The 20,536-nt window shown below is 58.2% G+C and carries 25 protein-coding genes and 1 riboswitch; of the genes, 14 read left to right on the top strand and 11 right to left on the bottom strand.

The genetic code is table 11. The features are described 5' to 3' along the window. The first annotated feature begins 40 nt into the window (after nt 1–40). From secY to rplQ, 7 genes are all read left to right on the top strand, one after another. Nucleotides 41–1,405: a preprotein translocase subunit SecY gene (gene secY, locus ACR0NO_RS07780; RefSeq protein ID WP_170555668.1), complete on the top strand. Its 1,365-nt coding sequence runs from the start codon at nt 41–43 to the stop codon at nt 1,403–1,405. Further along, complete coding sequence (locus ACR0NO_RS07775; protein WP_170377639.1) at nt 1,402–2,046, top strand: adenylate kinase; 645 nt, start codon at nt 1,402–1,404, stop codon at nt 2,044–2,046. Before secY ends, ACR0NO_RS07775 begins: the two co-directional genes overlap by 4 nt. Before the next feature lie 79 nt (nt 2,047–2,125). Next, nucleotides 2,126–3,142 carry a DUF1254 domain-containing protein gene (locus tag ACR0NO_RS07770; RefSeq protein WP_480723531.1) on the top strand — a complete coding sequence of 339 codons (1,017 nt, stop codon included), beginning with the start codon at nt 2,126–2,128 and terminating at the stop codon, nt 3,140–3,142. Nucleotides 3,143–3,350: 208 nt separating this feature from the next. After that, nucleotides 3,351–3,719, top strand: a complete 369-nt coding sequence (gene rpsM / locus ACR0NO_RS07765) for a 30S ribosomal protein S13 (RefSeq protein ID WP_170377641.1) — start codon at nt 3,351–3,353, stop codon at nt 3,717–3,719. Nucleotides 3,720–3,734: 15 nt separating this feature from the next. Next, nucleotides 3,735–4,124 (top strand): 30S ribosomal protein S11, encoded by a 390-nt coding sequence (rpsK, locus tag ACR0NO_RS07760; RefSeq protein WP_008757289.1) that lies wholly within the window; start codon nt 3,735–3,737, stop codon nt 4,122–4,124. A gap of 114 nt (nt 4,125–4,238) precedes the next feature. Beyond that, a complete protein-coding gene (locus tag ACR0NO_RS07755) occupies nt 4,239–5,255 on the top strand; it encodes a DNA-directed RNA polymerase subunit alpha (protein WP_170377644.1) in 1,017 nt (338 codons plus the stop codon). Nucleotides 5,256–5,372: 117 nt separating this feature from the next. After that, the gene (rplQ, locus tag ACR0NO_RS07750) at nt 5,373–5,792 is read left to right on the top strand and encodes a 50S ribosomal protein L17 (protein ID WP_170334079.1); all 420 of its coding nucleotides are present in this window, start codon (nt 5,373–5,375) and stop codon (nt 5,790–5,792) included. 102 nt (nt 5,793–5,894) lie between these two features. Here rplQ and ACR0NO_RS07745 read toward each other — a convergent pair whose 3' ends face one another. The 5 genes from ACR0NO_RS07745 to ACR0NO_RS07725 are packed head-to-tail and all read right to left on the bottom strand — an operon-like array spanning nt 5,895 to nt 9,302. After that, nucleotides 5,895–6,545 carry an energy-coupling factor ABC transporter ATP-binding protein gene (locus ACR0NO_RS07745; RefSeq protein ID WP_480723530.1) on the bottom strand — a complete coding sequence of 217 codons (651 nt, stop codon included), beginning with the start codon at nt 6,543–6,545 and terminating at the stop codon, nt 5,895–5,897. After that, nucleotides 6,542–7,324 (bottom strand): cobalt ECF transporter T component CbiQ, encoded by a 783-nt coding sequence (cbiQ, locus tag ACR0NO_RS07740; protein WP_480723529.1) that lies wholly within the window; start codon nt 7,322–7,324, stop codon nt 6,542–6,544. The genes ACR0NO_RS07745 and cbiQ overlap by 4 nt, the downstream gene beginning before the upstream one ends. Then, on the bottom strand, nt 7,324–7,902 hold the full coding sequence (locus ACR0NO_RS07735; protein ID WP_480723528.1) for a cobalt ABC transporter permease: 579 nt from the start codon (nt 7,900–7,902) through the stop codon (nt 7,324–7,326). The genes cbiQ and ACR0NO_RS07735 overlap by 1 nt, the downstream gene beginning before the upstream one ends. Then, nucleotides 7,899–8,510, bottom strand: coding sequence for a cobalt transporter CbiM (gene cbiM, locus ACR0NO_RS07730; protein ID WP_170639241.1), 612 nt, complete (start codon nt 8,508–8,510; stop codon nt 7,899–7,901). Before cbiM ends, ACR0NO_RS07735 begins: the two co-directional genes overlap by 4 nt. A gap of 6 nt (nt 8,511–8,516) precedes the next feature. Then, nucleotides 8,517–9,302 (bottom strand): DUF4198 domain-containing protein, encoded by a 786-nt coding sequence (locus ACR0NO_RS07725; protein ID WP_480723527.1) that lies wholly within the window; start codon nt 9,300–9,302, stop codon nt 8,517–8,519. Between the two features lie 129 nt (nt 9,303–9,431). Next, nucleotides 9,432–9,633, bottom strand: a riboswitch (cobalamin riboswitch). 249 nt (nt 9,634–9,882) lie between these two features. Here ACR0NO_RS07725 and ACR0NO_RS07720 point away from each other — a divergent pair. Then, nucleotides 9,883–10,311 carry an FKBP-type peptidyl-prolyl cis-trans isomerase gene (locus ACR0NO_RS07720; protein ID WP_170377657.1) on the top strand — a complete coding sequence of 143 codons (429 nt, stop codon included), beginning with the start codon at nt 9,883–9,885 and terminating at the stop codon, nt 10,309–10,311. Between the two features lie 12 nt (nt 10,312–10,323). Here ACR0NO_RS07720 and ACR0NO_RS07715 read toward each other — a convergent pair whose 3' ends face one another. The 4 genes from ACR0NO_RS07715 to fabA are packed head-to-tail and all read right to left on the bottom strand — an operon-like array spanning nt 10,324 to nt 13,146. After that, on the bottom strand, nt 10,324–10,503 hold the full coding sequence (locus ACR0NO_RS07715; protein WP_480723526.1) for a hypothetical protein: 180 nt from the start codon (nt 10,501–10,503) through the stop codon (nt 10,324–10,326). Between the two features lie 59 nt (nt 10,504–10,562). Further along, on the bottom strand, nt 10,563–11,354 hold the full coding sequence (locus ACR0NO_RS07710) for an enoyl-ACP reductase FabI (protein ID WP_170462396.1): 792 nt from the start codon (nt 11,352–11,354) through the stop codon (nt 10,563–10,565). Nucleotides 11,355–11,359: 5 nt separating this feature from the next. Next, nucleotides 11,360–12,589, bottom strand: coding sequence for a beta-ketoacyl-ACP synthase I (gene fabB, locus ACR0NO_RS07705; protein WP_170477712.1), 1,230 nt, complete (start codon nt 12,587–12,589; stop codon nt 11,360–11,362). Between the two features lie 47 nt (nt 12,590–12,636). Next, nucleotides 12,637–13,146 carry a bifunctional 3-hydroxydecanoyl-ACP dehydratase/trans-2-decenoyl-ACP isomerase gene (gene fabA / locus ACR0NO_RS07700; RefSeq protein ID WP_480723615.1) on the bottom strand — a complete coding sequence of 170 codons (510 nt, stop codon included), beginning with the start codon at nt 13,144–13,146 and terminating at the stop codon, nt 12,637–12,639. 187 nt (nt 13,147–13,333) lie between these two features. Here fabA and irrA point away from each other — a divergent pair, with 187 nt between their 5' ends. Further along, nucleotides 13,334–13,759, top strand: coding sequence for an iron response transcriptional regulator IrrA (gene irrA / locus ACR0NO_RS07695; protein WP_170378119.1), 426 nt, complete (start codon nt 13,334–13,336; stop codon nt 13,757–13,759). Here the strand turns inward: irrA and ACR0NO_RS07690 are convergent. After that, complete coding sequence (locus ACR0NO_RS07690) at nt 13,728–14,651, bottom strand: LysR family transcriptional regulator (protein WP_480723525.1); 924 nt, start codon at nt 14,649–14,651, stop codon at nt 13,728–13,730. The two genes, irrA and ACR0NO_RS07690, sit on opposite strands and share 32 nt — an antisense overlap. 83 nt (nt 14,652–14,734) lie before the next feature. On the opposite strand from ACR0NO_RS07690, the gene ACR0NO_RS07685 reads away from it, so the two are divergent. Next, complete coding sequence (locus ACR0NO_RS07685) at nt 14,735–15,532, top strand: phytanoyl-CoA dioxygenase family protein (RefSeq protein WP_480723524.1); 798 nt, start codon at nt 14,735–14,737, stop codon at nt 15,530–15,532. A gap of 64 nt (nt 15,533–15,596) precedes the next feature. Here ACR0NO_RS07685 and ACR0NO_RS07680 read toward each other — a convergent pair whose 3' ends face one another. Then, complete coding sequence (locus ACR0NO_RS07680) at nt 15,597–16,460, bottom strand: hypothetical protein (protein ID WP_480723523.1); 864 nt, start codon at nt 16,458–16,460, stop codon at nt 15,597–15,599. Between the two features lie 122 nt (nt 16,461–16,582). On the opposite strand from ACR0NO_RS07680, the gene miaB reads away from it, so the two are divergent. The 4 genes from miaB to ybeY all read left to right on the top strand — a co-directional run bounded on the left by miaB (nt 16,583) and on the right by ybeY (nt 20,502). Further along, nucleotides 16,583–17,905, top strand: a complete 1,323-nt coding sequence (gene miaB / locus ACR0NO_RS07675) for a tRNA (N6-isopentenyl adenosine(37)-C2)-methylthiotransferase MiaB (protein ID WP_480723522.1) — start codon at nt 16,583–16,585, stop codon at nt 17,903–17,905. Between the two features lie 170 nt (nt 17,906–18,075). Then, on the top strand, nt 18,076–18,828 hold the full coding sequence (locus ACR0NO_RS07670) for an outer membrane beta-barrel protein (RefSeq protein ID WP_170472115.1): 753 nt from the start codon (nt 18,076–18,078) through the stop codon (nt 18,826–18,828). A gap of 122 nt (nt 18,829–18,950) precedes the next feature. Beyond that, on the top strand, nt 18,951–19,973 hold the full coding sequence (locus ACR0NO_RS07665) for a PhoH family protein (RefSeq protein WP_480723521.1): 1,023 nt from the start codon (nt 18,951–18,953) through the stop codon (nt 19,971–19,973). A 34-nt stretch (nt 19,974–20,007) separates the two neighbouring features. After that, entirely contained in the window at nt 20,008–20,502 is a 495-nt protein-coding gene (ybeY, locus tag ACR0NO_RS07660; protein ID WP_170555645.1) for an rRNA maturation RNase YbeY, read from the top strand. Nucleotides 20,503–20,536 lie beyond the last annotated feature (34 nt).

Raw genomic sequence — 20,536 nt, 5'->3', positions numbered from 1 at the left:
AAACGGTTCTGGGCGGTGTTTTCATAAGAGAGACCGATTTATGGTATCAGCAGCAGAACAAATGGCAGCCAATACAAGCTGGTCTGCCCTTGGCAAAGCCACCGATCTGCGCAACCGCATCCTGTTTACACTGGGTTTGTTGATCGTTTATCGCCTGGGCACCTTCATTCCGGTGCCGGGAATCGACGGACAAGCTCTTCGTGAATTCATGGAGCAAGCGGGGCAAGGCATCGGCGGCATGGTTTCGATGTTCACCGGCGGGGCGCTGGGTCGAATGGGTATCTTTGCCCTCGGCATCATGCCCTATATCTCGGCCTCGATCATCGTGCAGCTGCTGACATCCATGGTTCCCGCGCTCGAGCAACTCAAGAAAGAGGGCGAGCAGGGGCGCAAGAAGATCAACCAGTACACTCGTTTCGGTACTGTGGCGCTGGCCACGGTGCAGGCCTATGGTCTGGCTGTTTCGCTGGAATCGGGCGATCTGGCGACCGATCCGGGCCTTTTCTTCCGCATGTCGACCATGATTACTCTGGTTGGCGGCACCATGTTCCTGATGTGGCTGGGTGAGCAGATCACCGCGCGCGGCATTGGCAACGGTATCTCTCTGATCATCTTCGTCGGCATCATCGCCGAGGTTCCGGCCGCTCTGGCGCAGTTCTTTGCCTCGGGTCGTTCGGGCGCAATCAGCCCAGCCGTGATCGTTGGTGTGATCCTTATGGTCATCGTCGTGATCACGTTTGTCGTGTTCATGGAGCGAGCCCTGCGCAAGATCCACATTCAATACCCGCGCCGTCAGGCTGGTATGAAAGTCTACGAAGGCGGCTCCAGCCACTTGCCGGTCAAGGTCAACCCGTCGGGCGTTATCCCTGCGATCTTTGCCAGCTCACTGCTGTTGCTGCCGGTGACGATCTCGACCTTCTCGTCGGGTGCGGCCAACGGTCCGGTCATGTCGTGGCTGCTGGCGAACTTTGGCCCCGGACAACCGCTCTATCTGCTGTTCTTCGCGTCGATGATCGTGTTCTTCGCGTATTTCTATACGTTCAACGTATCTTTCAAGCCGGATGACGTGGCCGACAACCTGAAAAAGCAGAACGGTTTTGTGCCTGGTATTCGCCCCGGCAAGAAAACCGCTGAGTATCTGGAATACGTGGTCAACCGCGTTCTGGTTCTGGGTTCGGCCTATCTCGCGCTGGTCTGTCTGCTACCAGAAATCGTTCGGAACCAGTTTGCCATCCCGTTCTACTTCGGTGGCACCTCGGTTCTGATTATCGTCTCTGTAACCATGGACACGATCCAACAGGTTCAGAGCCACCTACTGGCGCACCAATATGAAGGGCTTATCGAAAAGTCCCAACTGCGCGGCAAAGGCAAGAAACGCGGCAGAAAGGGAGCTGCTCGTCGATGAATATCATTCTGCTTGGCCCCCCGGGTGCCGGTAAAGGTACCCAGGCGCGTCATCTGGTCGAAACACGCGGTATGGTGCAGCTTAGCACTGGTGATATGCTGCGCGAGGCCAAGGATAGCGGCACCGAGATGGGCAACCGTGTGGCCGAGGTTATGGCCAAAGGGCAGCTTGTGACCGATGAGATCGTGATCGGTCTGATCCGTGAAAAGCTGGACGCAGGTGCAGAGGGCGGTTTCATCTTTGACGGCTTCCCGCGCACATTGGCACAGGCCGACGCGCTGGGTGAGTTGCTGGACAGCACCGGCAACAGCCTGGACGCCGTGATCGAGATGGAAGTCGACGATGCCGCTCTGGTCGAACGGATCACCGCGCGTTCGACATGTGGCGGCTGTGGCGAGGTCTACAACGACATCACCAAGCCGATTCCCGCAGACGGCAAATGCTCCAATTGCGGCAAAGAGAATGACTTCAAGCGCCGCGCGGATGACAATGAGGAAAGCCTCAAGACCCGCTTGATGGAGTACTACAAGAAAACCTCGCCGCTGATCGGCTACTATTATGCCAAGGGTCAACTGACCAAGATCAACGGACTGGGCGAAATCGAAGAGGTTCAGGGCGCAATCGAAGCTGCCCTAAGGTAACACATCTTGACAATTGAATGCGTGCGTTTGACGAGGTATCACTTCGGACAACGCGCGCATTTTTTGTTGGGAGATAGCTATGAGCCTTTCGCTTAAATCGCTCGCGATGACGTCCGCTCTGACTATGGCAGCAATCGGTGCTTGTGCAGAACCGACGCCGGTGACCATCGACAACTTTGTCCGTGCGGCGACAGATATCGAATTTCGGAAGTACCTGGCGCAGTCCGGCGGCGTCAACACGCTGTTTCATATGCGTGAGCCGACACCGCTGGATATGCAGCCGACGATCCGCATGAATCGGGATACGCTCTATAGCATGGCCGTCGTCGATATCTCGGACGGCGCTGTGCTGACCGTGCCGGAGACGGGGGATCGCTATGTCTCGGTGCAGGTGGTCAATCAGGATCACTACGTTAACGATGTGTTTCTGGGCGGCGGCACCTATGAGCTGACGGTCGAGCAGTTCGATACGCCCTATGTTGCACTGTTGTTTCGGTACCTCGTCGACTCGGAGGACCCGGCAGACATAGCCGCAGTGACTGGGTTGCAGGACAGGGTCACGCTGCAGGCCAATTCCGCGCGTCCTTTCGACGAAGCGCATTACGACAAGGCTGCTTTTGATGAGGTGTTGGGCGCCGCGTTGGAGCTTGCCCGTTTCTCGCCAGACAGTACTGGCACATTCGGTTCGAAAGAGGCGGTTGACCCTGTGCGCCACCTGCTGGGAACAGCGTTCGGTTGGGGTGGCTTGCCAGAGGCGCAGGCCTTCTATCTGAACGTCGAACCGGGGCTGGAGCTGGGGGCGTACAAACTAGAAGTTCCCGCCGAAGTTCCAGTTGGCGCGTTCTGGTCGGTCAGCCTGTATAACGCGGCGGGGTTCTTTGAAGAGAACGATCTGGGTGTCTACGTGATCAACTCGGTGACGGGCGACAGCAACCCGGATGGCTCGATGACGGTGCATTTCGGTAGATGTGAAGACGGCCGTGTGAATTGCCTGCCGATCATGGAGGGATGGAACTATACCGTGCGTCTCTACCAACCCGCGCTCGAAGTGATCGACGGGACCTGGACCTTCCCTGAAATTGAGCTTGCGGAGTGAATTCGGGATCAATATGCGATCTGCGCTTGACGCGCGGGTCGCGCGACACTAATTGACGCTATCTCGGAAGAGAATCGAATTGTGCGCGGGTATTCCGTTCACATGATCATATCATAAAATGCTGAGCCCTCTGGCGACACTGCCACGGTTAGGCGTTGTGAAAAAAGGTTCTGGAGTTACGGAACCGCAACGAAAAGGAAAGTGACACGTGGCACGTATTGCCGGCGTAAACATCCCGACTGCAAAGCGGGTACCAATCGCCCTCACATATATCACCGGAATCGGCAACACCTCGGCCAAAGCGATCTGCGAAGCCGTGGGCATTGAAGCGACCCGTCGCGTCAACGAACTGTCCGACGCCGAAGTTCTGAAGATCCGCGAATTCATCGACGAGAACTTCACCGTCGAAGGTGACCTGCGTCGTGAAGTTCAGATGAACGTCAAGCGTCTGATGGATCTGGGCTGCTATCGCGGTCTGCGTCACCGCCGCAACCTGCCGGTTCGCGGTCAGCGCACCCACACCAACGCTCGTACCCGCAAAGGCCCCGCAAAGGCCATCGCTGGTAAGAAGAAATAAGGGAGGGTCTGACTGATGGCACGTGACAAGACTCGCGTTAAGCGCAAAGAGCGTAAGAACATCGCATCGGGCGTCGCCCATGTGAACTCGACCTTCAACAACACCAAGATCCTGATCTCGGACGTACAGGGCAACGCCATCTCGTGGTCGTCTGCCGGTACCATGGGCTTCAAAGGGTCGCGGAAATCGACGCCTTATGCGGCTCAGATGGCTGCAGAAGATGCAGGCAAAAAGGCGCAGGAACATGGCGTCAAGACGCTGGAAGTCGAAGTTCAGGGCCCCGGTTCGGGTCGTGAATCGGCTCTGCGTGCGCTGGCTGCCGTGGGCTTCAACATCACGTCGATCCGCGACGTGACTCCGATCGCTCACAACGGCTGCCGCCCGCCGAAGCGCCGCCGCGTCTAAGCGATTTCGAATTCAGCTGGGGCTGCGTTTTTGCGCGGCCCCAGCATGTCATTTTGAACCTCGGGCGTCTGCACCTTGTTGGTCATGGGGCGCGGACAGGAATGGAGGGATTACATGATCCACAAGAATTGGGCAGAATTGATCAAGCCGACCCAGCTGGACGGCAAGCCGGGCAACGACCCTGCGCGTCAGGCAACCCTGGTTGCTGAACCGCTGGAGCGTGGCTTTGGTCTGACACTGGGCAACGCTTTGCGCCGCGTCCTGATGAGCTCGCTGCAAGGTGCGGCCATCACCAGCGTTCAAATCGACAATGTCCTGCACGAGTTCTCCTCGGTTGCGGGCGTACGTGAAGACGTCACCGACATCATCCTGAACCTCAAAGGCGTGTCGCTGCGCATGGAAGTCGAAGGCCCCAAGCGCCTGTCGATCAATGCCAAAGGCCCCGCAGTTGTGACCGCTGGTGACATCAGCGAAAGCGCTGGCATTGAGGTCCTGAACCGCGATCACGTCATCTGCCACCTGGACGATGGCGCCGACCTGTTCATGGAGCTGACCGTCAACACCGGCAAGGGTTACGTCTCGGCTGAGAAGAACAAGCCGGAAGATGCACCCATCGGCCTGATCCCGATCGACGCGATCTACTCGCCGGTCAAAAAGGTTGCCTATGACGTTCAGCCGACCCGTGAAGGTCAGGTTCTGGACTATGACAAGCTGACCCTGAAGATCGAAACCGACGGTTCGATCACGCCGGAAGACGCGCTGGCCTATGCCGCTCGTATCCTGCAGGACCAGCTGTCGATCTTCGTCAACTTCGACGAGCCGGAATCGGCTGGCCGCCAGGACGAAGACGATGGTCTGGAGTTCAACCCGCTGCTGCTGAAGAAAGTCGACGAGCTGGAGCTGTCGGTCCGTTCGGCAAACTGCCTGAAGAACGACAACATCGTTTACATCGGCGATCTGATCCAGAAGACCGAAGCCGAGATGCTACGCACCCCGAACTTTGGCCGCAAGTCGCTGAACGAGATCAAAGAAGTGCTGTCCGGCATGGGTCTGCACCTCGGCATGGATGTCGAGGATTGGCCGCCCGACAACATCGAAGATCTGGCGAAGAAATTCGAAGACGCGTTCTAAGCGCGTCTTCACAAATGCCCGGGCTTCCGGGGACTGTATGGGCACTTCCGCCCCAAGGAGAGCCGCTGACACGCATCGCCGGCCAGACAAAGCAAAACGCAAGATAGGAACTGAAAAATGCGTCACGCACGTGGTTACCGCCGCCTGAACCGTACTCATGAGCACCGCAAGGCTCTGTTTGCCAACATGGCTGGCTCGCTCATTGAGCATGAGCAAATCAAAACAACTCTGCCCAAGGCAAAAGAACTGCGCCCGATCATCGAAAAGCTGGTCACTCTGGGCAAGCGCGGCGACCTGCACGCCCGTCGTCAGGCCGCAGCACAGCTGAAAGAAGACAAGGACGTCGCAAAGCTGTTCGAAGTTCTGGGCCCCCGCTATGCCGAGCGTCAGGGCGGTTATGTCCGTATCCTGAAAGCTGGCTTCCGCTATGGCGACATGGCTCCGATGGCGATCATCGAATTCGTTGATCGTGACGTCGACGCCAAAGGCGCAGCTGACAAAGCTCGCGTTGCAGCCGAAGAGGCCGCAGAAGAATAAGAAAGCCTATAGCTTTCAAAAAGAACCCCGTGTCCTCGACGCGGGGTTTTTCTTTGCGCAGTTGCAAATTGCTTGCATCGGCGCGACCAAAAATAGGCTTTCTCACACGGCGACCAGCTTACCGTCTTGCAATTCCAGCCTGTCCGGAGCCAGCGCATCGCGAAATGCAGGAGAATGGCTAACCAGAAGGATAGCCTGAGGCAGCGACTGCAGGATTTCGAGCAACCGCGCCTCGTTCTTCGTGTCCAGCGCATTGGTCGGTTCATCCAGTAGCAGTGCATGCGGCTCCATCGCCAGAACCGTCGCCAGCGTGATCAGACGCTTTTCGCCGCCTGACAGCTTATGCGTGGTCCGATCCTTCAGGTGCATGAGGTCGAGATTACCGAGAACACGATCTACAATCTCCAAGGCCTCGTCGCGCGACTTGCCGAGGTTCAGTGGACCAAAAGCAATGTCCTCGGCCACTGTGGGGCAGAACAGCTGGTCGTCAGGGTCCTGAAAGACAAGCCCGATATGGCGGCGCACCTCGTGGAAATCGGCCTCGGCCTGTCGTGGTTTGCCGAAGACGGTCACCGTACCCGAAGATGGCCGCTGCAGCCCAAGTGTGATACGCAGAAGCGTAGATTTCCCGGACCCGTTCGGGCCGGTCAGAGACAGGCGTTGTCCGGCCTCCAGCTGCAGGTTTGCACCGTTCAGAACCGGTGCTTGTCCGGGATAGGCAAAGCAGATGTCGTCCAGCGCGATGAGTGTCATGCGAATTCCACTAGGATCAGGGCTAGACAGAGGGCTCCAAGCCCGGCACCAAAGACAATATCACGTCGGTTGATGCTATAGTCTTGCAGCAACAGCATCTTGCCCGAAAACCCCCGACATTTCATCGCGCCGAGGATACGTTCGGAGCGTTCGATGGCTCGGACCAGCATCATTCCAACCAGATAGCCAAAACTGCGGTAGGTGTGCCAGTTGGTGCCGGGGCGGAAACCTCGGACTTTCATCGCGGCGCGGAGGCGTTGGTACTCCTCATGCAGGACGTCGATGTATCTGATGGTGAACATCAGAAGATGCACCAGTGTTTCCGGGCAGCGCAGCCGGTGCAGGGCGTAGCCCAGTGTGACAGGCTCCATCGTGCCGACCAGAACCATCACGGTCAGGATCACGGCATTGGCGGTCAGCGCGATTTCCACGGCTTTCCAGAGCCCCTCCCAGCTGGCCGGAAATCCCCAGACGGTAAACATCGGGTCGCCGGGCATGGTGAAGGGCAGAAGGACCAGCATAAAGATGATGAAACTGTCCATCATCGCCATCCGCTTGAGCGTCTTGCGCCAAGGTAGTCGGGACAGCACCAGCAGAGACAGCGCGATCATCAGCGCCGCGGCAAGGGCGGGCAGGGAAGATAGGGCAACCACAACCACCGCAAAGGCAACAGACATGACGATGCGCACGCGCGGGTCAAGCGCTGCGATCAACCCTTGTTGGCCGACCGTGCCAGCCTCAGCCAGGGTCCGTTCCTGTGGTCCCAGTACGTGTGCCATCAGCCTGCCAGTTTCCTCCGCGCCGCAAGGTAGAAGCCCAGCCCAAACAGGCCAAAGATGTATCCGATGCCGCCTAGAATGGTCTGGAGGTCATTATGTTCGCGATAGGCCGCGATTTCCCGGCGCAGGGGGCGTATTTCGTCACGCACGGCTGCCGCAATGGCCTGACGTTCCTCATCGCTGAGGGAGGTCACTGTGACGCCCTCTGAGGCGGGAGTTGGTGTAGGCGGCGCTGACGGCGTGTTCTGAACGGCGACGCCCATGATCTTGGCGACGTCCTCGGCGGGCATGGTGACCTCGGCCACGTGACCGGCGCCAAGATCAGCAAAGAAAGTATGGGCGACGGCTGCGGTGGGCGTGTAGATAAAGAACCCGTCTGCATCGGTTGTGGCTCGACCCAGCTCGACCCCGTTTGGATCGGTCACGACAACCTCGGTATCGGTCGCCATGGTGCCGTTGGAGAAGCCAATTTCCCCTTCGATCGCATCGCCGGATGCAAAGACCCCGGCAATCACCTTGTGGGCCAGCGCGGGCAGAGGGGCTGCGCATAGGGCCAGGATGAGGGCAAGCTGTCTCATGTGGCGGGCCTTGTCAGAAACAATTCGGGTTTGACCTTTCGCGCCAGCAGGACGGCGAAACCTGTCAGGACGGCCTCGATGATCATCACGGGGATATGGGCAAAGAAGACCAGCCTGGCGGCGGGGAGGAATTCGTCCCCGGACAGGGCCAGTGAGATGCCCACCATGACGGTCGTGGCCGCAATGGCAAAGGCGCCGCCTATGCCGCCCCAGATCGCGCCATGAACAGGTGAACCACGCCCAATCAGAGGCCGGAACAGCAGCCCCGCCAGAACGGCCGGAAAAGCGATGTTAAGCGCGTTGATCCCCAGCACCGTCAGCCCGCCGAAGCCGAAGAAAACGGCTTGAAGGAGCAGGCCCACAAACAAGGCCGGGAAGGCAGCCCAGCCGAGCAGAAGCCCGGCTAGACCGTTGAGGATCAGATGCACCGACGACGGCCCGATCGGAACATGGATCAGCGAGGCCACGAAGAAACTGGCCGCCAGCACCCCTGCTGTGGGGATGCGGTCCAGATCCAGCGACCTGAGGCCCATTGCGACCCCACCAGCGGCGGCAACGGCTCCGCCGATGACGACCGGGTTGGACAGGGCTCCGTCGACGATGTGCATCGGGGGTTACTCCATGTCCCAGGCGCGGATCCAAATCACCGCGTCCTGGCTCAGCTCTTTGCCTTCATGTTCGGTTTCAGGACCAGCACCGAGGGCGGCAAAGCCCCAGTAACCAGCTTTCGGCACACCGAAGGAAAAATAGCCATTGGCGTCAGAAATTGCGACAACAGCACCACCCGGCATCGGCGAAACGGTAGGCTCGGACGAGGCTTGGCTGTCAAAGCTGGGCTTGGCGGCCATGTATTCGATCTCGATCTCAGCGCCGGCAACCGGTTCGCCATTTGCCAGAACCTGACCGGTGAAGGTCGAGCCTGCGATGATGTTGTAGGGCTTGTTCAGAGGCACGATCTCGGTCGCCAGACCCGCGGGGTTCATCCAGTCGGTCGGCAGTTCGTTGCGGTTCAGGAACGCCTTCGTGATCTGTTGGATATAGATATCCTCGGCCTCTTCGTAATAGGGCTGAGGCACCGTGACCATCACGTAGTCGCCCGAACGCTTGACCGGAACAGATCCCTGTAAGGCCGCGCCTTCGTTTTCGGGGCTCGAAAACCGGATGGGCTCCAGCGTGTCCAGCAGGTCGGTCTTTTCGCCATTGTGGATCACGTAGAATTCCTGCGGCTTTTCCAGATCCATGACATGGCCGTTTTCAAACGGGTGCCAGAAGATCAGCTTGACCGGCACGTCGCCCGGCGCCTCGATCAGCGTGTCGGTGGTGTATTCCAGCAGAAAATGTGCGTGCGCCATCGCTGGAATCGCCAGCGCAGCCGCAGCCGTGCAAAATAGTTTCTTCACAAGGTCTTTCCTTCGTCCTTCGTGCCAACCCCGGCACGCTTTCTTTTTTGACATCGGGGAGATCGGGACCACGTACCCAAAATGAGGGTATCGGCCCAATGCACACCCCGGCATCGGTGACACACCCCTTCCGAGGGTGCATGTCCGGCAGGTCTCCTGACTTGCGGGTCAAAGCATGGGGCTGGCCTTCCCGGGTGGAACCCAGTGGCGTGTCAGCCCTGCTCTCCGCCTACAGTTGCGGGGGCAGTTGCGGCATTGGGTGGATTTGAATTCCCCGCACCGCATTCCCTTTTCTCCGGGCGAACCCGGAACCGGACATGAGGACGCTGATGGCAGAGATTCCCATCACCGGTCAATCTCTATTTAAGACTGTAGCGATAACATCTTGTCGATAGGATCGGATGTTCCTGTTCTGCCCGCTTGGTATTGAAGGCGCGCGTGTAAGCGACGACAAGAGGGTGCGCATGCCTGCACCGCAATCTGGACATCAGAATCAGATGCATGCATCCTGCGCCGCGTCAGACTCCGGCGTAGCGCGCTTGTGTTCGGCGCCCAATTCCCCACAAGCCCCGGAGGCCCAATGTCCGAGATCAAACAAGGCGACACCGTTCGCATCCACTATACCGGCACGCTGCTGGACGAGACCGTCTTTGACAGCTCGGACGGGCGCGATCCGTTGGAGTTCGTTGTCGGTTCGGGCCAGATTATCCCGGGTCTCGATAGCGCGATGCCAGGATTGGCTGTCGGCGACAAGAAGCGGGTCGAGATTGCCTGTGTCGACGCCTATGGCCCGATCAACCCGGCGATGCGGCAGGATATCCCGCGTGAGGGTATTCCGGATGACATCCCACTAGAGCCGGGAACCCAGCTGCAGATGCAGACCCCGGACGGTCAGGCGCTGCCGGTAACGGTTGTCGAGGCGAACGAGGCCACGGTGACGCTGGACGCCAATCACCCGCTGGCCGGGCAGGATTTGATTTTCGATATCGAGGTTGTCTCGGTGAACTAAAAGCTTGGGGTTTTAGCCCCAAAGCCCGTCAAGCGCTGCGCGGACCTGCGGTTGCGTGAAGAATACGAACAACACCAGCAATGTGGTCAGCGTCAAAAGCAGAACACGGGCGCGGGGGCTTAGGAACCCCGTCTTCCGTTTTGTCTGGGTGCCACGCGCATTGCTGGCAAGAATCTGGTCGGTTTTGCTCATGCCCATATCCCTGACGCCGAAAGATGGTCAAATCTTGGCGGCGTCAGGGAAAGATATGGTCACATGAAATCCGGCTGTGGCATTCCAAGCACGTGGAAACCGCCATCCACCCGGATGATCTCACCCGAGGTGCAGGCCCCCGCGTCCGAGGTCAGGTAAACCGCTGTGCCGCCAACGGCCTCCAGCGTAGCGTTCGAGCGCATCGGCGCATTTTGGTCGCAGAACTTGTAGGTCTTGCGCGCTCCGCCAATTGCAGCCCCGGCCAGGGTTTTCATCGGACCGGGCGAGATTGCGTTCACGCGGATGCCCTCGGGGCCGAGGTCGTTGGCCAGATAGCGGGTCGCCGATTCCAGCGCGGCCTTGGCAACGCCCATGACGTTGTAGTTCGGAACCACACGATTCGAGCCCTGGTAGGTCAGCGTCAGCAGTGAGCCACCATTGTCCTTCATCAGCGGATAGGCGCGGCGGGCGACCTCGATGAACGAGTAGGCTGACACATCCATCGAGTGCTTGAAATTGGCCCTTGTTGTGTTCAGAAACCGGCCTGTCAGCTCGTTCTTGTCCGAATAGGCGATTGCGTGGACGACAAAGTCGATGGTGGGCCAGCGTTCGCCCAACTCGCCAAAAGCGCGGTCCAGCGAGGCGTCATCGGTGACATCTGCATCCACCATGAAATCGCTGCCAAGGCTTTCTGCCAATGGCTGCAGACGCTTTCCGAACGCATCGCCCTGATAGGTGAAGGCCAGTTCAGCCCCCGCTTCGTGCATAGCCTTCGAGATACCCCAGGCAATCGACCGGTCATTGGCGACACCCATGATCAGGCCGCGTTTCCCTTTTAGAACATCCGACATCTCGTTCACCCGTTATACTTTGACAGGATCATGGATCCGTTCGTGCCGCCAAAGCCGAAGCTGTTGGTCATGACCGAATCCAAACCTGCATTTTCAACCACTTGAGTTGCAATTTCACCGGGCTGGATGCCTTCGGCTAGTGTGTCGACATTGATCGACGGTGTTATGAAATCATTGTCCAGCATGAGCAGGCAGAATATCGCCTCAAGCGCGCCGGCCGCGCCTTGTGCGTGCCCGGTCATCGACTTGGTGGATGAGATGGGCGGCACGTTGCCTTCGCCGAAGATGCGACGCACGGCTTCAACTTCGCCCACATCTCCGACCGGGGTCGAGGTGCCGTGCGCGTTGATGTAACCAACTTTGCGGCCTTCGGGCAGAGTCGACAGAGCCAGACGCATCGCGCGCTCACCGCCTTCACCGGACGGGGCCACCATATCATGACCGTCCGAGGTTGCGGCATAGCCGGTCACCTCGGCGTAGATCTTGGCTCCGCGCGCCAGCGCATGGTCCAGATCCTCAAGCACGACAATGCCGCCGCCACCCGAGATCACGAAGCCGTCGCGGTCCTGATCGAACGCGCGCGAGGCTTTCTGCGGAGTGTCGTTATACTTCGACGACATCGCGCCCATCGCGTCGAACAGGCAAGACAGGGTCCAATCCAGCTCTTCTCCGCCGCCTGCGAACATTACGTCCTGCTTGCCCAGCATGATTTGTTCTGCCGCGTTGCCGATGCAATGCAGCGAGGTCGAGCAGGCCGAGGTGATCGAGTAGTTGATACCCTTGATCTTGTAGGCGGTGGCTAGGTTCGCGGAAATCGTGGAGCACATGCATTTCGGCACGGCAAAAGGCCCGATCCGCTTGGTGGCACCGTTCTTCAGCACCGTCTGATGCGCGGTCAGCATCGCGCTGGTGGACGGTCCGCCGGATCCGGCAACCAACCCGGTGCGCGGATTGACGACCTGTTCCTCGGTCAGCCCGGAATCGGCAATCGCCTGTCCCATCGCGATATGCGCGTAGGCCGCACCTGGCCCCATGAAGCGCAGGGTACGTTTGTCCACGTGCTCGGACACGTCGATCTTGAGCGACCCGGCGATCTGGCTGCGAAAGCCATGTTCGACCATCTGCTCATTGGCCTCGATGCCGGATTTACCTGCTTTGAGCGAGGCGAGAACCTCTTCGGCATTGTTCCCGATCGAGGAGACGATCCCCAAACCGGTGACGACGACGCGACGCATATGCGTTCTCCTGTGTTCCGTTCCTGTTGGCGTAATGTCCGCTGGCGTCAGCTTTCGGACAGTGCAACCTTCATATCTTTGACTTGGTAAATTACTTCACCATCCGCTTCGACACGGCCATCCGCGACCCCCATGGTCAGACGGCGTGTTTGTACGGCTTTGGTAAAATCAACATAATAGGTCAGCATCTTGCGGTCCGGACGCACCATGCCGGTCAGCTTGACTTCGCCCACGCCCAACGCATAGCCGCGCCCCTGCCAGCCGCGCCAGCCCAGGTTGAAGCCCGTCAGCTGCCATAGGCCATCCAGACCCAAGCAGCCCGGCATGATCGGGTTGCCGGGGAAATGGCAGTCAAAGAACCAAAGATCAGGCGTGATGTCGAATTCCGCGATAACATGGCCTTTGCCATGTGCGCCTCCGTCACCTGAAACATCGGTGATCCGGTCCATCATCATCATCGGAGGGGCAGGCAACTGCGCATTGCCAGGGCCAAAAAGTTCGCCTCGCGCGCATTTCAGCAGATCCTCTTTGTCAAAACTGCTTGGGAATTGGGCCATTCTTGCCGCCTCTTCTGCCTTGGGTCTGTTCATTACATTTGGCCTCACCTAGCACCCGTATGCAAGGTCCTGCAAGAGCAGTGGCCGGATGATGTTGCGACCTAGCGGTCTTTGCGAATGAATTTCATTTGAAATTGGCATCCCTGCGCCCCTATATATATAAACAGCAAAAACGGGTATCGGATTCATGACACCTCAGAGCCGTAAGATAGCTACAGACTGGTTGGAGAGCGCCGGATTGCGTCCGACGCGACAGCGTGTTGCGCTGGCCGAGTTGCTTGTGGGCGATGGTCGTCACCGGCATGTCACAGCGGAAAGCCTGTTTGACTCGGCCAAGACCAAGGGCGATGCCGTTTCGCTTGCGACCGTCTACAATACGCTGCGCGCGTTCTGCGATGCGGGCGTACTGCAAGAGATCACGGTGGATGGGTCGAAAAGCTATTTTGACACCAACACCCATGATCACCCGCATTTCTATTGGGAAGACGAAAGCCGGCTGAGTGACGCACCGTCCGAAGAGTTGGTGATCCAGCGCCTTCCGCAGGCACCGGAAGGGGTAGAGATCGCCTCGGTCGACGTAGTTATCCGTCTTCGCAAGAAACCTCAGGTCTAGTTTCGGACAGCGCATCAAACAGGACACGTTCCGCTGAGGCCAATGTGGCTTCGACGGGGCCGGTCCCGTGGCGCGCCAAGACGACAGGCTCAGCAGCATCCTTGTCCAAAATTGGCAGGCGGGTCAGCATTCGATTGTCGTAGCTCGTCGAATTTTTTGGGCTGGCATAGCTGATTGCGATTCCTTCCCCATGGGCTGCGAGGCTGCGCTGAATCTCAAGCGTAGCTGCCCTGTGGGCGACTGTTGGGTTCAGGCCTTTGCGCCGAAAAAGGTTCAGGACGTGCTGCGCGGACAGCCCTTCTTTTGACAGGATCAGGGGTTCCTGTTCCAGATCAGCCAAAGTCACACTGTGGGCAGAAGCAAGCGGGTGATCAGGTGGGAGCAAGGCGTGCGGGACACTGTCGTACAGCTCTTGCCGGGTAAACCCTGTATCCATCCCAAGGTCATACGTGATCGCGATATCCGTCTGACCGTTGATCAGCCCGTCCAGCAAGCCCTCGAAACTGTCCACCCGATACGTGATCGTCACGTCGGGCAAGGCTGTTTGCAGACTGCGCAAGGCAGAAGCCAGATGAAACGGCGCCAGGTCAATGAAACAGCCCAGCCGCAGGTGTGAAGACCCGTGCGGCGCATCTGTCGGATTTTCGATCTGCGCGGCAGAGTGCAACAGCTTTTCCGCCTGTTCGATGAAAAGGCGGCCCTGAGGGGTAGTGGTCATCGCCGCCCCTCGTCGACGCATGAACAGCGGATATCCCAGAAGCGACTCAACCCGGGTCAGGGCCGTCGATAAGGCAGGTTGCGATACGTTCAGCGCGTGGGCCGCGGACGACAAGCTGCCATGGCGGCCGATGGCGCAGACATATTCGTATTGGCGCAGCGAGATATATAACATCACGTTAATTATTACTTCGAAAGATATGATTTGAACAGATGGCTTTGTTGTCCTTTAAACGGCTCAAGCACAAGGAGAACGCCATGCCACACCCTCTTGTTTCTCAGGACATGATCGACACCTACCAGGAAGACGGGGTTGTCCTGATAAAAGGGCTTTTTGCCGATCACGTGGACGCGTTGCGCGACGGGGTTGCCGCCAATATGACCGAGCCGGGACCCTATGCCTCGGACAACAAGAAAGTGGGGCAGACCGGGCTGTTCTTTGATGATTACTGCAACTGGACCCGTATCCCGCAGTTCCGCGAGGTGATCGAGACCTCTCCGGCAGCTGAGGTCGCGGCGGACCTGATGCAGTCTAAAACCGTGCAGATGTTTCACGACCATGTTCTGGTGAAAGAGCCAGGCACCTCGATGGCGACGCCCTGGCATCAGGACGGGCCGTATTACTTTGTCGAAGGGCAGCAGACGATCAGTTTCTGGTCGCCCTTGGATCCGGTGAAACAGGCCACCCTGCGCTGTGTTGCGGGATCACACAGGTGGGAGAAAGAGGTGCTGCCGACCCGCTGGGTGAGCGAAGAGGGATTCTTTGCTAATGAAGGCCAATACATTCCGGTCCCCGATCCGGATGCGGAAGGGATGAAAGTGGTCGAGTTCGAAATGGAACCCGGTGACGCGGTCGCGTTCAACTATCGTACTCTGCATGGGGCGCGAGGGAATCACTCGGACAGTCGTCGTCGGGCATTTTCACTCCGGCTGGTCGGGGATGATGCGCGCTATGTCGAGCGCCCGGGCCGCACGTCGCCTCCGTTTCCGGGGCATGACATGACGCCCGGTCAGCGTTTGCGGGAAGACTGGTTCCCGATGCTGCTGCAGCGATAGGGGGCTCTGCCCCCGCCGCCTGCGGCGCCTCCCCCGGGATATTTTCAGCCAGATGAAGAGCGGATCAGAACCACTGGCCGGGCTCGATCAATCCCAGATCGAGCAATTGGCGCGATGTCCATTCGAACGAGACGGAATTGTGCCAACGGAAGCTGGAGATGTCGAAGGCCGAACCTGCGTTGCTTTTCAGAGCTTTTGCCGCCCGGAATGAGCAGATCGCAGCCGTCAGGTTGTGGTGCCACGGACAGGCAAAGGTGTTGTATTCGGCCTCGCTGAACGTGTGGTCGGGCTTCAGAACCAGGTCTTTGCGGGTCTTGAATAGGGCGATTCTGTCAATACGGCGGCGTTCATAGGGGATGTGATCTTCGAACCGCCAGCGCAGGCCTCCGGACATGTCCAATTGGCGCTCGACCGGGCGGCCCGTGGGATCGTGGCGGGTGTGGGCATAGTAACCGGTGCTGTCCAGCATTGCCTGGTCACGGGCCACGCCGTTCGGGAACTGGGCCAGGTCACCCGCATAGAGGTCGATCACGTGGCACAACATTGCGCTTCGACGTTCCTCGGTGTGGAAGGCCAGCAATTCCCCTACGCTGCGTGTTTCGCAGAAAGGGTAAAACAGGTATTCGGCGTTGTAGCAGTAGTACATCCAGACGTTGGGTGCGGCTTTTGTGATGCGGTTGATCGCGTCGAACACCACGGTCCGGGGCGCGCATCTGTGCGTCACGCGATGTATCCGCGCGGACAGGTCCTCGCTGAGGGTGAATTCGGCGGGCATAAAGGCCACAACGGACTTGAAGCCGAGGCCTAGATGGTGGTGCAGCGTACTTTCGACCTCGGTCTCGTCTTCGGCGAAAATCAGGGCCACGGGACCTTTGGACAGGGCGGGTTGGCCTGAATTCAGAAAGCTGTCGAGGGATTCGTACTGCATCGCCGGTTTTCAATCGCGTCTTGCTGGAAAGTTTCGCCAAATTCGGGTAATTGCGCCGGCATTGCAAGCGGCGTTCGAAGCATATAGATGACGCCGATCCAGCGACTGCAAAGGCCCGATCCATGTCTGAACCCAAAAAGTTGTTTATCAAGACCTATGGCTGTCAGATGAATGTCTATGACAGCGAGCGTATGGCCGAGACCTTGGGCGGACAGGGGTATGTCGAGACAAAGTCGCCGGACGATGCAGACATGATTCTGCTGAACACTTGCCATATCCGCGAAAAAGCGGCCGAGAAGGTCTATTCCGAGCTTGGCCGGTTCAAGGGATTGAAGGCGGAAAAGCCTGATCTAAAGATCGGTGTAGCAGGCTGTGTTGCACAGGCCGAAGGCGAAGAGATCATGCGCCGTCAACCTCTGGTCGATCTGGTGGTTGGACCGCAAAGCTATCACCGTTTGCCGGAGATGGAGGCCAAGACCCGTGAAGGGGCCAAAGCTTTAGACACGGATTTCCCCGAAGAGGACAAGTTCGAAAAGCTCAAGAACCGTCCCAAGGCCAAACGCGGCCCGACGGCGTTTTTGACGGTACAGGAGGGTTGCGACAAGTTCTGCGCCTTCTGCGTTGTGCCCTATACCCGCGGGGCCGAGGTCAGCCGCCCGGCCGACCGCATCATTCGTGAAGCGCAGGATCTGGTCGAACGCGGCGTGCGCGAGATCACTCTGCTTGGTCAGAACGTCAACGCCTATCACGGTGCCGGTCCCAATGGCGACATGACGCTGGCCGGGCTGATCTGGGAGTTGAACAAGGTCGACGGGCTGGAGCGTATCCGTTTTACCACCTCGCATCCCAATGACATGGCAGATGATCTGATTGAGGCGCATGGTACCTGTGACAAGCTGATGCCTTACTTGCATTTGCCCGTGCAGGCGGGGTCGGATCGGATCCTCAAGCGGATGAACCGCAGCCACACGGCGGACAGCTATTTGCGCCTGATCGAACGTATCCGCGCTGCGCGTCCGGATATCGTGATGTCGGGGGATTTCATCGTCGGCTTCCCGGAAGAAACCGAAGAGGATTTCCAGGCGACTTTGGATTTGGTCGAGCAAGTCAAATACGGCTATGCCTACTCGTTCAAGTACTCGACCCGTCCGGGCACTCCGGCGGCGGAGCGCGCCCAGGTTGACCCGGCGGCGGCGGATGACCGCTTACAACGCTTGCAAGCCCTGATCACCAAGCATCAGCGCGAGATTCAAGATTCCATGGTCGGTCGCACTGTCGGCGTTCTGTTCGAGAAGCCCGGGCGGCTCGAAGGGCAAATGGTTGGAAAATCGGACTATCTTCACTCGGTGCACGTGGTTGGGTCTGACCTGAACGTGGGAGACCTGCGGAAGGTGCGTATCGTGAAGTCTGGCGCGAACTCTTTGGCCGGGGAACTGTTGCAATAAGGCGGTTATTTGCGGGCACGTCGTGCCAGTACGAATATATCTAAAATTTACCCTTGATTTATGAATTGGAACTATGTTCCGAGAGGAGCCAAGTTTTCTGATGGGCCTCGACCGCTTGCGGAAGGTTTGTTTTTGCCGATCACGAAAGTGGCGTCGATGGAGGGTATTGAGTGGCAGTTCTGAAGTGCAGAGGTCTCTGGTCTGTGTCGGTCGCAACTTTGGTTGCTTTTGGGGCCAGCGCGACGTGGGCGAGTGATCAAACGGGGGACATTTCTGATCCCGAGGTGATCAGTAACAAGCGCTTCAGCGACGATGTCAGCGCTTTTTATCTTGGTTTGACGGCAGGTTATGGCGGCGGGGGCGATGACCGGTTCGGCCTGACCACGCCAACCGATACTTTTGCAATCGGCGATCAGGACATCAGCGGAACCTATGGCGGTGTGCGTGGCGGCTGGCGCGGTGTCCTGCCGGCTCGGGGCGGTCGTGACTATGTATATGGATTTGAGCTGGGATATGATTTCGGATCGCTGGACGACAGTGTATCCACCGTAGTCGGCTCTGAGACGGTTCAAGGCGGGTCAGAAGTCTCGGATATTGTCACTTTGCGGTTTCGGAATGGCCTAACCAACCGCAGCGGGCGAATCCTTTATTTCGTCAGTGTCGGTTACCTTTGGGGTGACGTAGAGACGACAAACAGTATTTCCTCCACCACTGGCACGCAGTCGTTTGAGGCCTCGGATCGGCGCAACGGGTTCTCGCTCAGCATTGGTGCGGAACATTATCTGACGGAAGACTGGTCGATCACAGGTGAGTTTGAATACGTCCAGTTCGACTCCAAGGATATTGAATTCTCTTCGGGTTTTTCGACAAAATCCACACCGAACTATCGCGGTTTGAGGTTCGGTTTGAACTACAAGTTCTAAACCGGGGCAGAGCGTCTGATCGGCGCTTTTGTCATTGCCGCTCGAATTTTTGAAACTGTGGCTTGCACCCGGTCCGAGTTCTTGTCTACGCTCAACGTGAAACGCCAAGACAGGAGAACGGATTGGCCATCGGTGCCCTGACCCCACCGCAAGATGAGATGCCCCAGCGCGAGGCATTTGTAGAATTCCCCGACAACCGCTTGTTGATTGATTTATGTGGCGAATATGACCGCAACCTGACCGAGATCGAACAGAAGCTCTCGGTCCAGATTGTGCGCCGCGGCAATCAGTTGGTGGTGATGGGCGAAGAGGATTCGCAGAAAAACGCCATCGAGGTTTTGCAGGCCCTCTATACCCGTCTGGAAGGCGGGCGCGATGTTGAAGCCGCTGATGTGGACCGAGAGTTGCGAATGGGTGGCTCGGAACACGAGACCGGTAGTCGAGACGGCGACCAGCTTGAGATGTTCAAAGGCGGTACCGTTGAGATCAAGACCCGCAAAAAGCTGGTTGAACCCCGCACGGACGCGCAAAAAGCCTATGTGCAGTCGCTCTTCCAGAATGAACTGGCCTTTGGAATCGGCCCGGCGGGTACCGGTAAGACATATCTGGCCGTTGCCGTTGGCGTGTCGATGTTCATCGGCGGCCATGTGGACCGCATCATACTCAGCCGTCCTGCGGTCGAGGCCGGGGAAAAGCTGGGCTATCTGCCCGGCGATATGAAGGACAAGGTCGATCCGTATATGCAGCCGCTCTATGACGCGCTGAATGACTTTTTGCCCGGCAAACAGCTCGCCAAACTGATCGAGGAAAAGCGAATCGAGATCGCTCCGCTGGCGTTCATGCGAGGGCGGACGTTGGCCAATGCTTTTGTGGTGTTGGATGAAGCGCAGAACGCGACGACCATGCAGATGAAGATGTTCCTGACCCGTCTGGGCGAGGGCAGCCGCATGGTCATCACGGGTGACCGGTCTCAGGTCGATTTGCCGCGTGGGGTTCAATCCGGGCTGGCGGATGCTGAACGCCTGCTGAAAACGATCCCGAATATCAGCTTCAACTACTTCACTTCAAAAGATGTGGTGCGGCATCCGCTTGTCGCCGCAATCATCGAAGCGTATGAGGCCGATTCAGGGCGCGAGACAGGATAACTCAAGGCCCGACATCAGGCTTTGAGGCGACAGCATGAACCTTGAACTCACCGTGGAAGATGACCGCTGGAAGGGGCTGGAGCCTCTGTGTTCGCGCGCGGTTGAAGCGGTCCTGCACCATTGCGGGCTGGATCCAGATTTGTGTGAGGTCAGCCTGCTGGCCTGCGATGATACCCGAATAGCCGATCTGAACGCGGAGTTCCGGGAAAAGCCGACACCGACGAACGTTCTGAGCTGGCCCGCCGAAGACCTCGCAGCGGAAGTTGCGGGTGAAACGCCCGAACTGCCAGAACCCGATTTTACCGGCGAAATCGCGCTAGGGGATATCGCGATCTCATACGACACCTGCGCGCAAGAAGCTGCTGAGGCGGGCAAATCCATGTCTGATCACGTGACTCATCTGATCGTTCACGGAACGTTGCATTTGCTGGGGTATGATCACATTCGTGACCCCGATGCGACCTTGATGGAAGGGATTGAGGTCAAGATACTTGGCAAACTGGGTATCAATGACCCATATAATAGATGAAGCGGGTTATTTCACCCGATCAATTGGAAGAGGA

Source organism: Ruegeria sp. CL3 (assembly GCF_056536505.1).
This window is presented reverse-complemented; position numbering and strand designations above follow the sequence as displayed.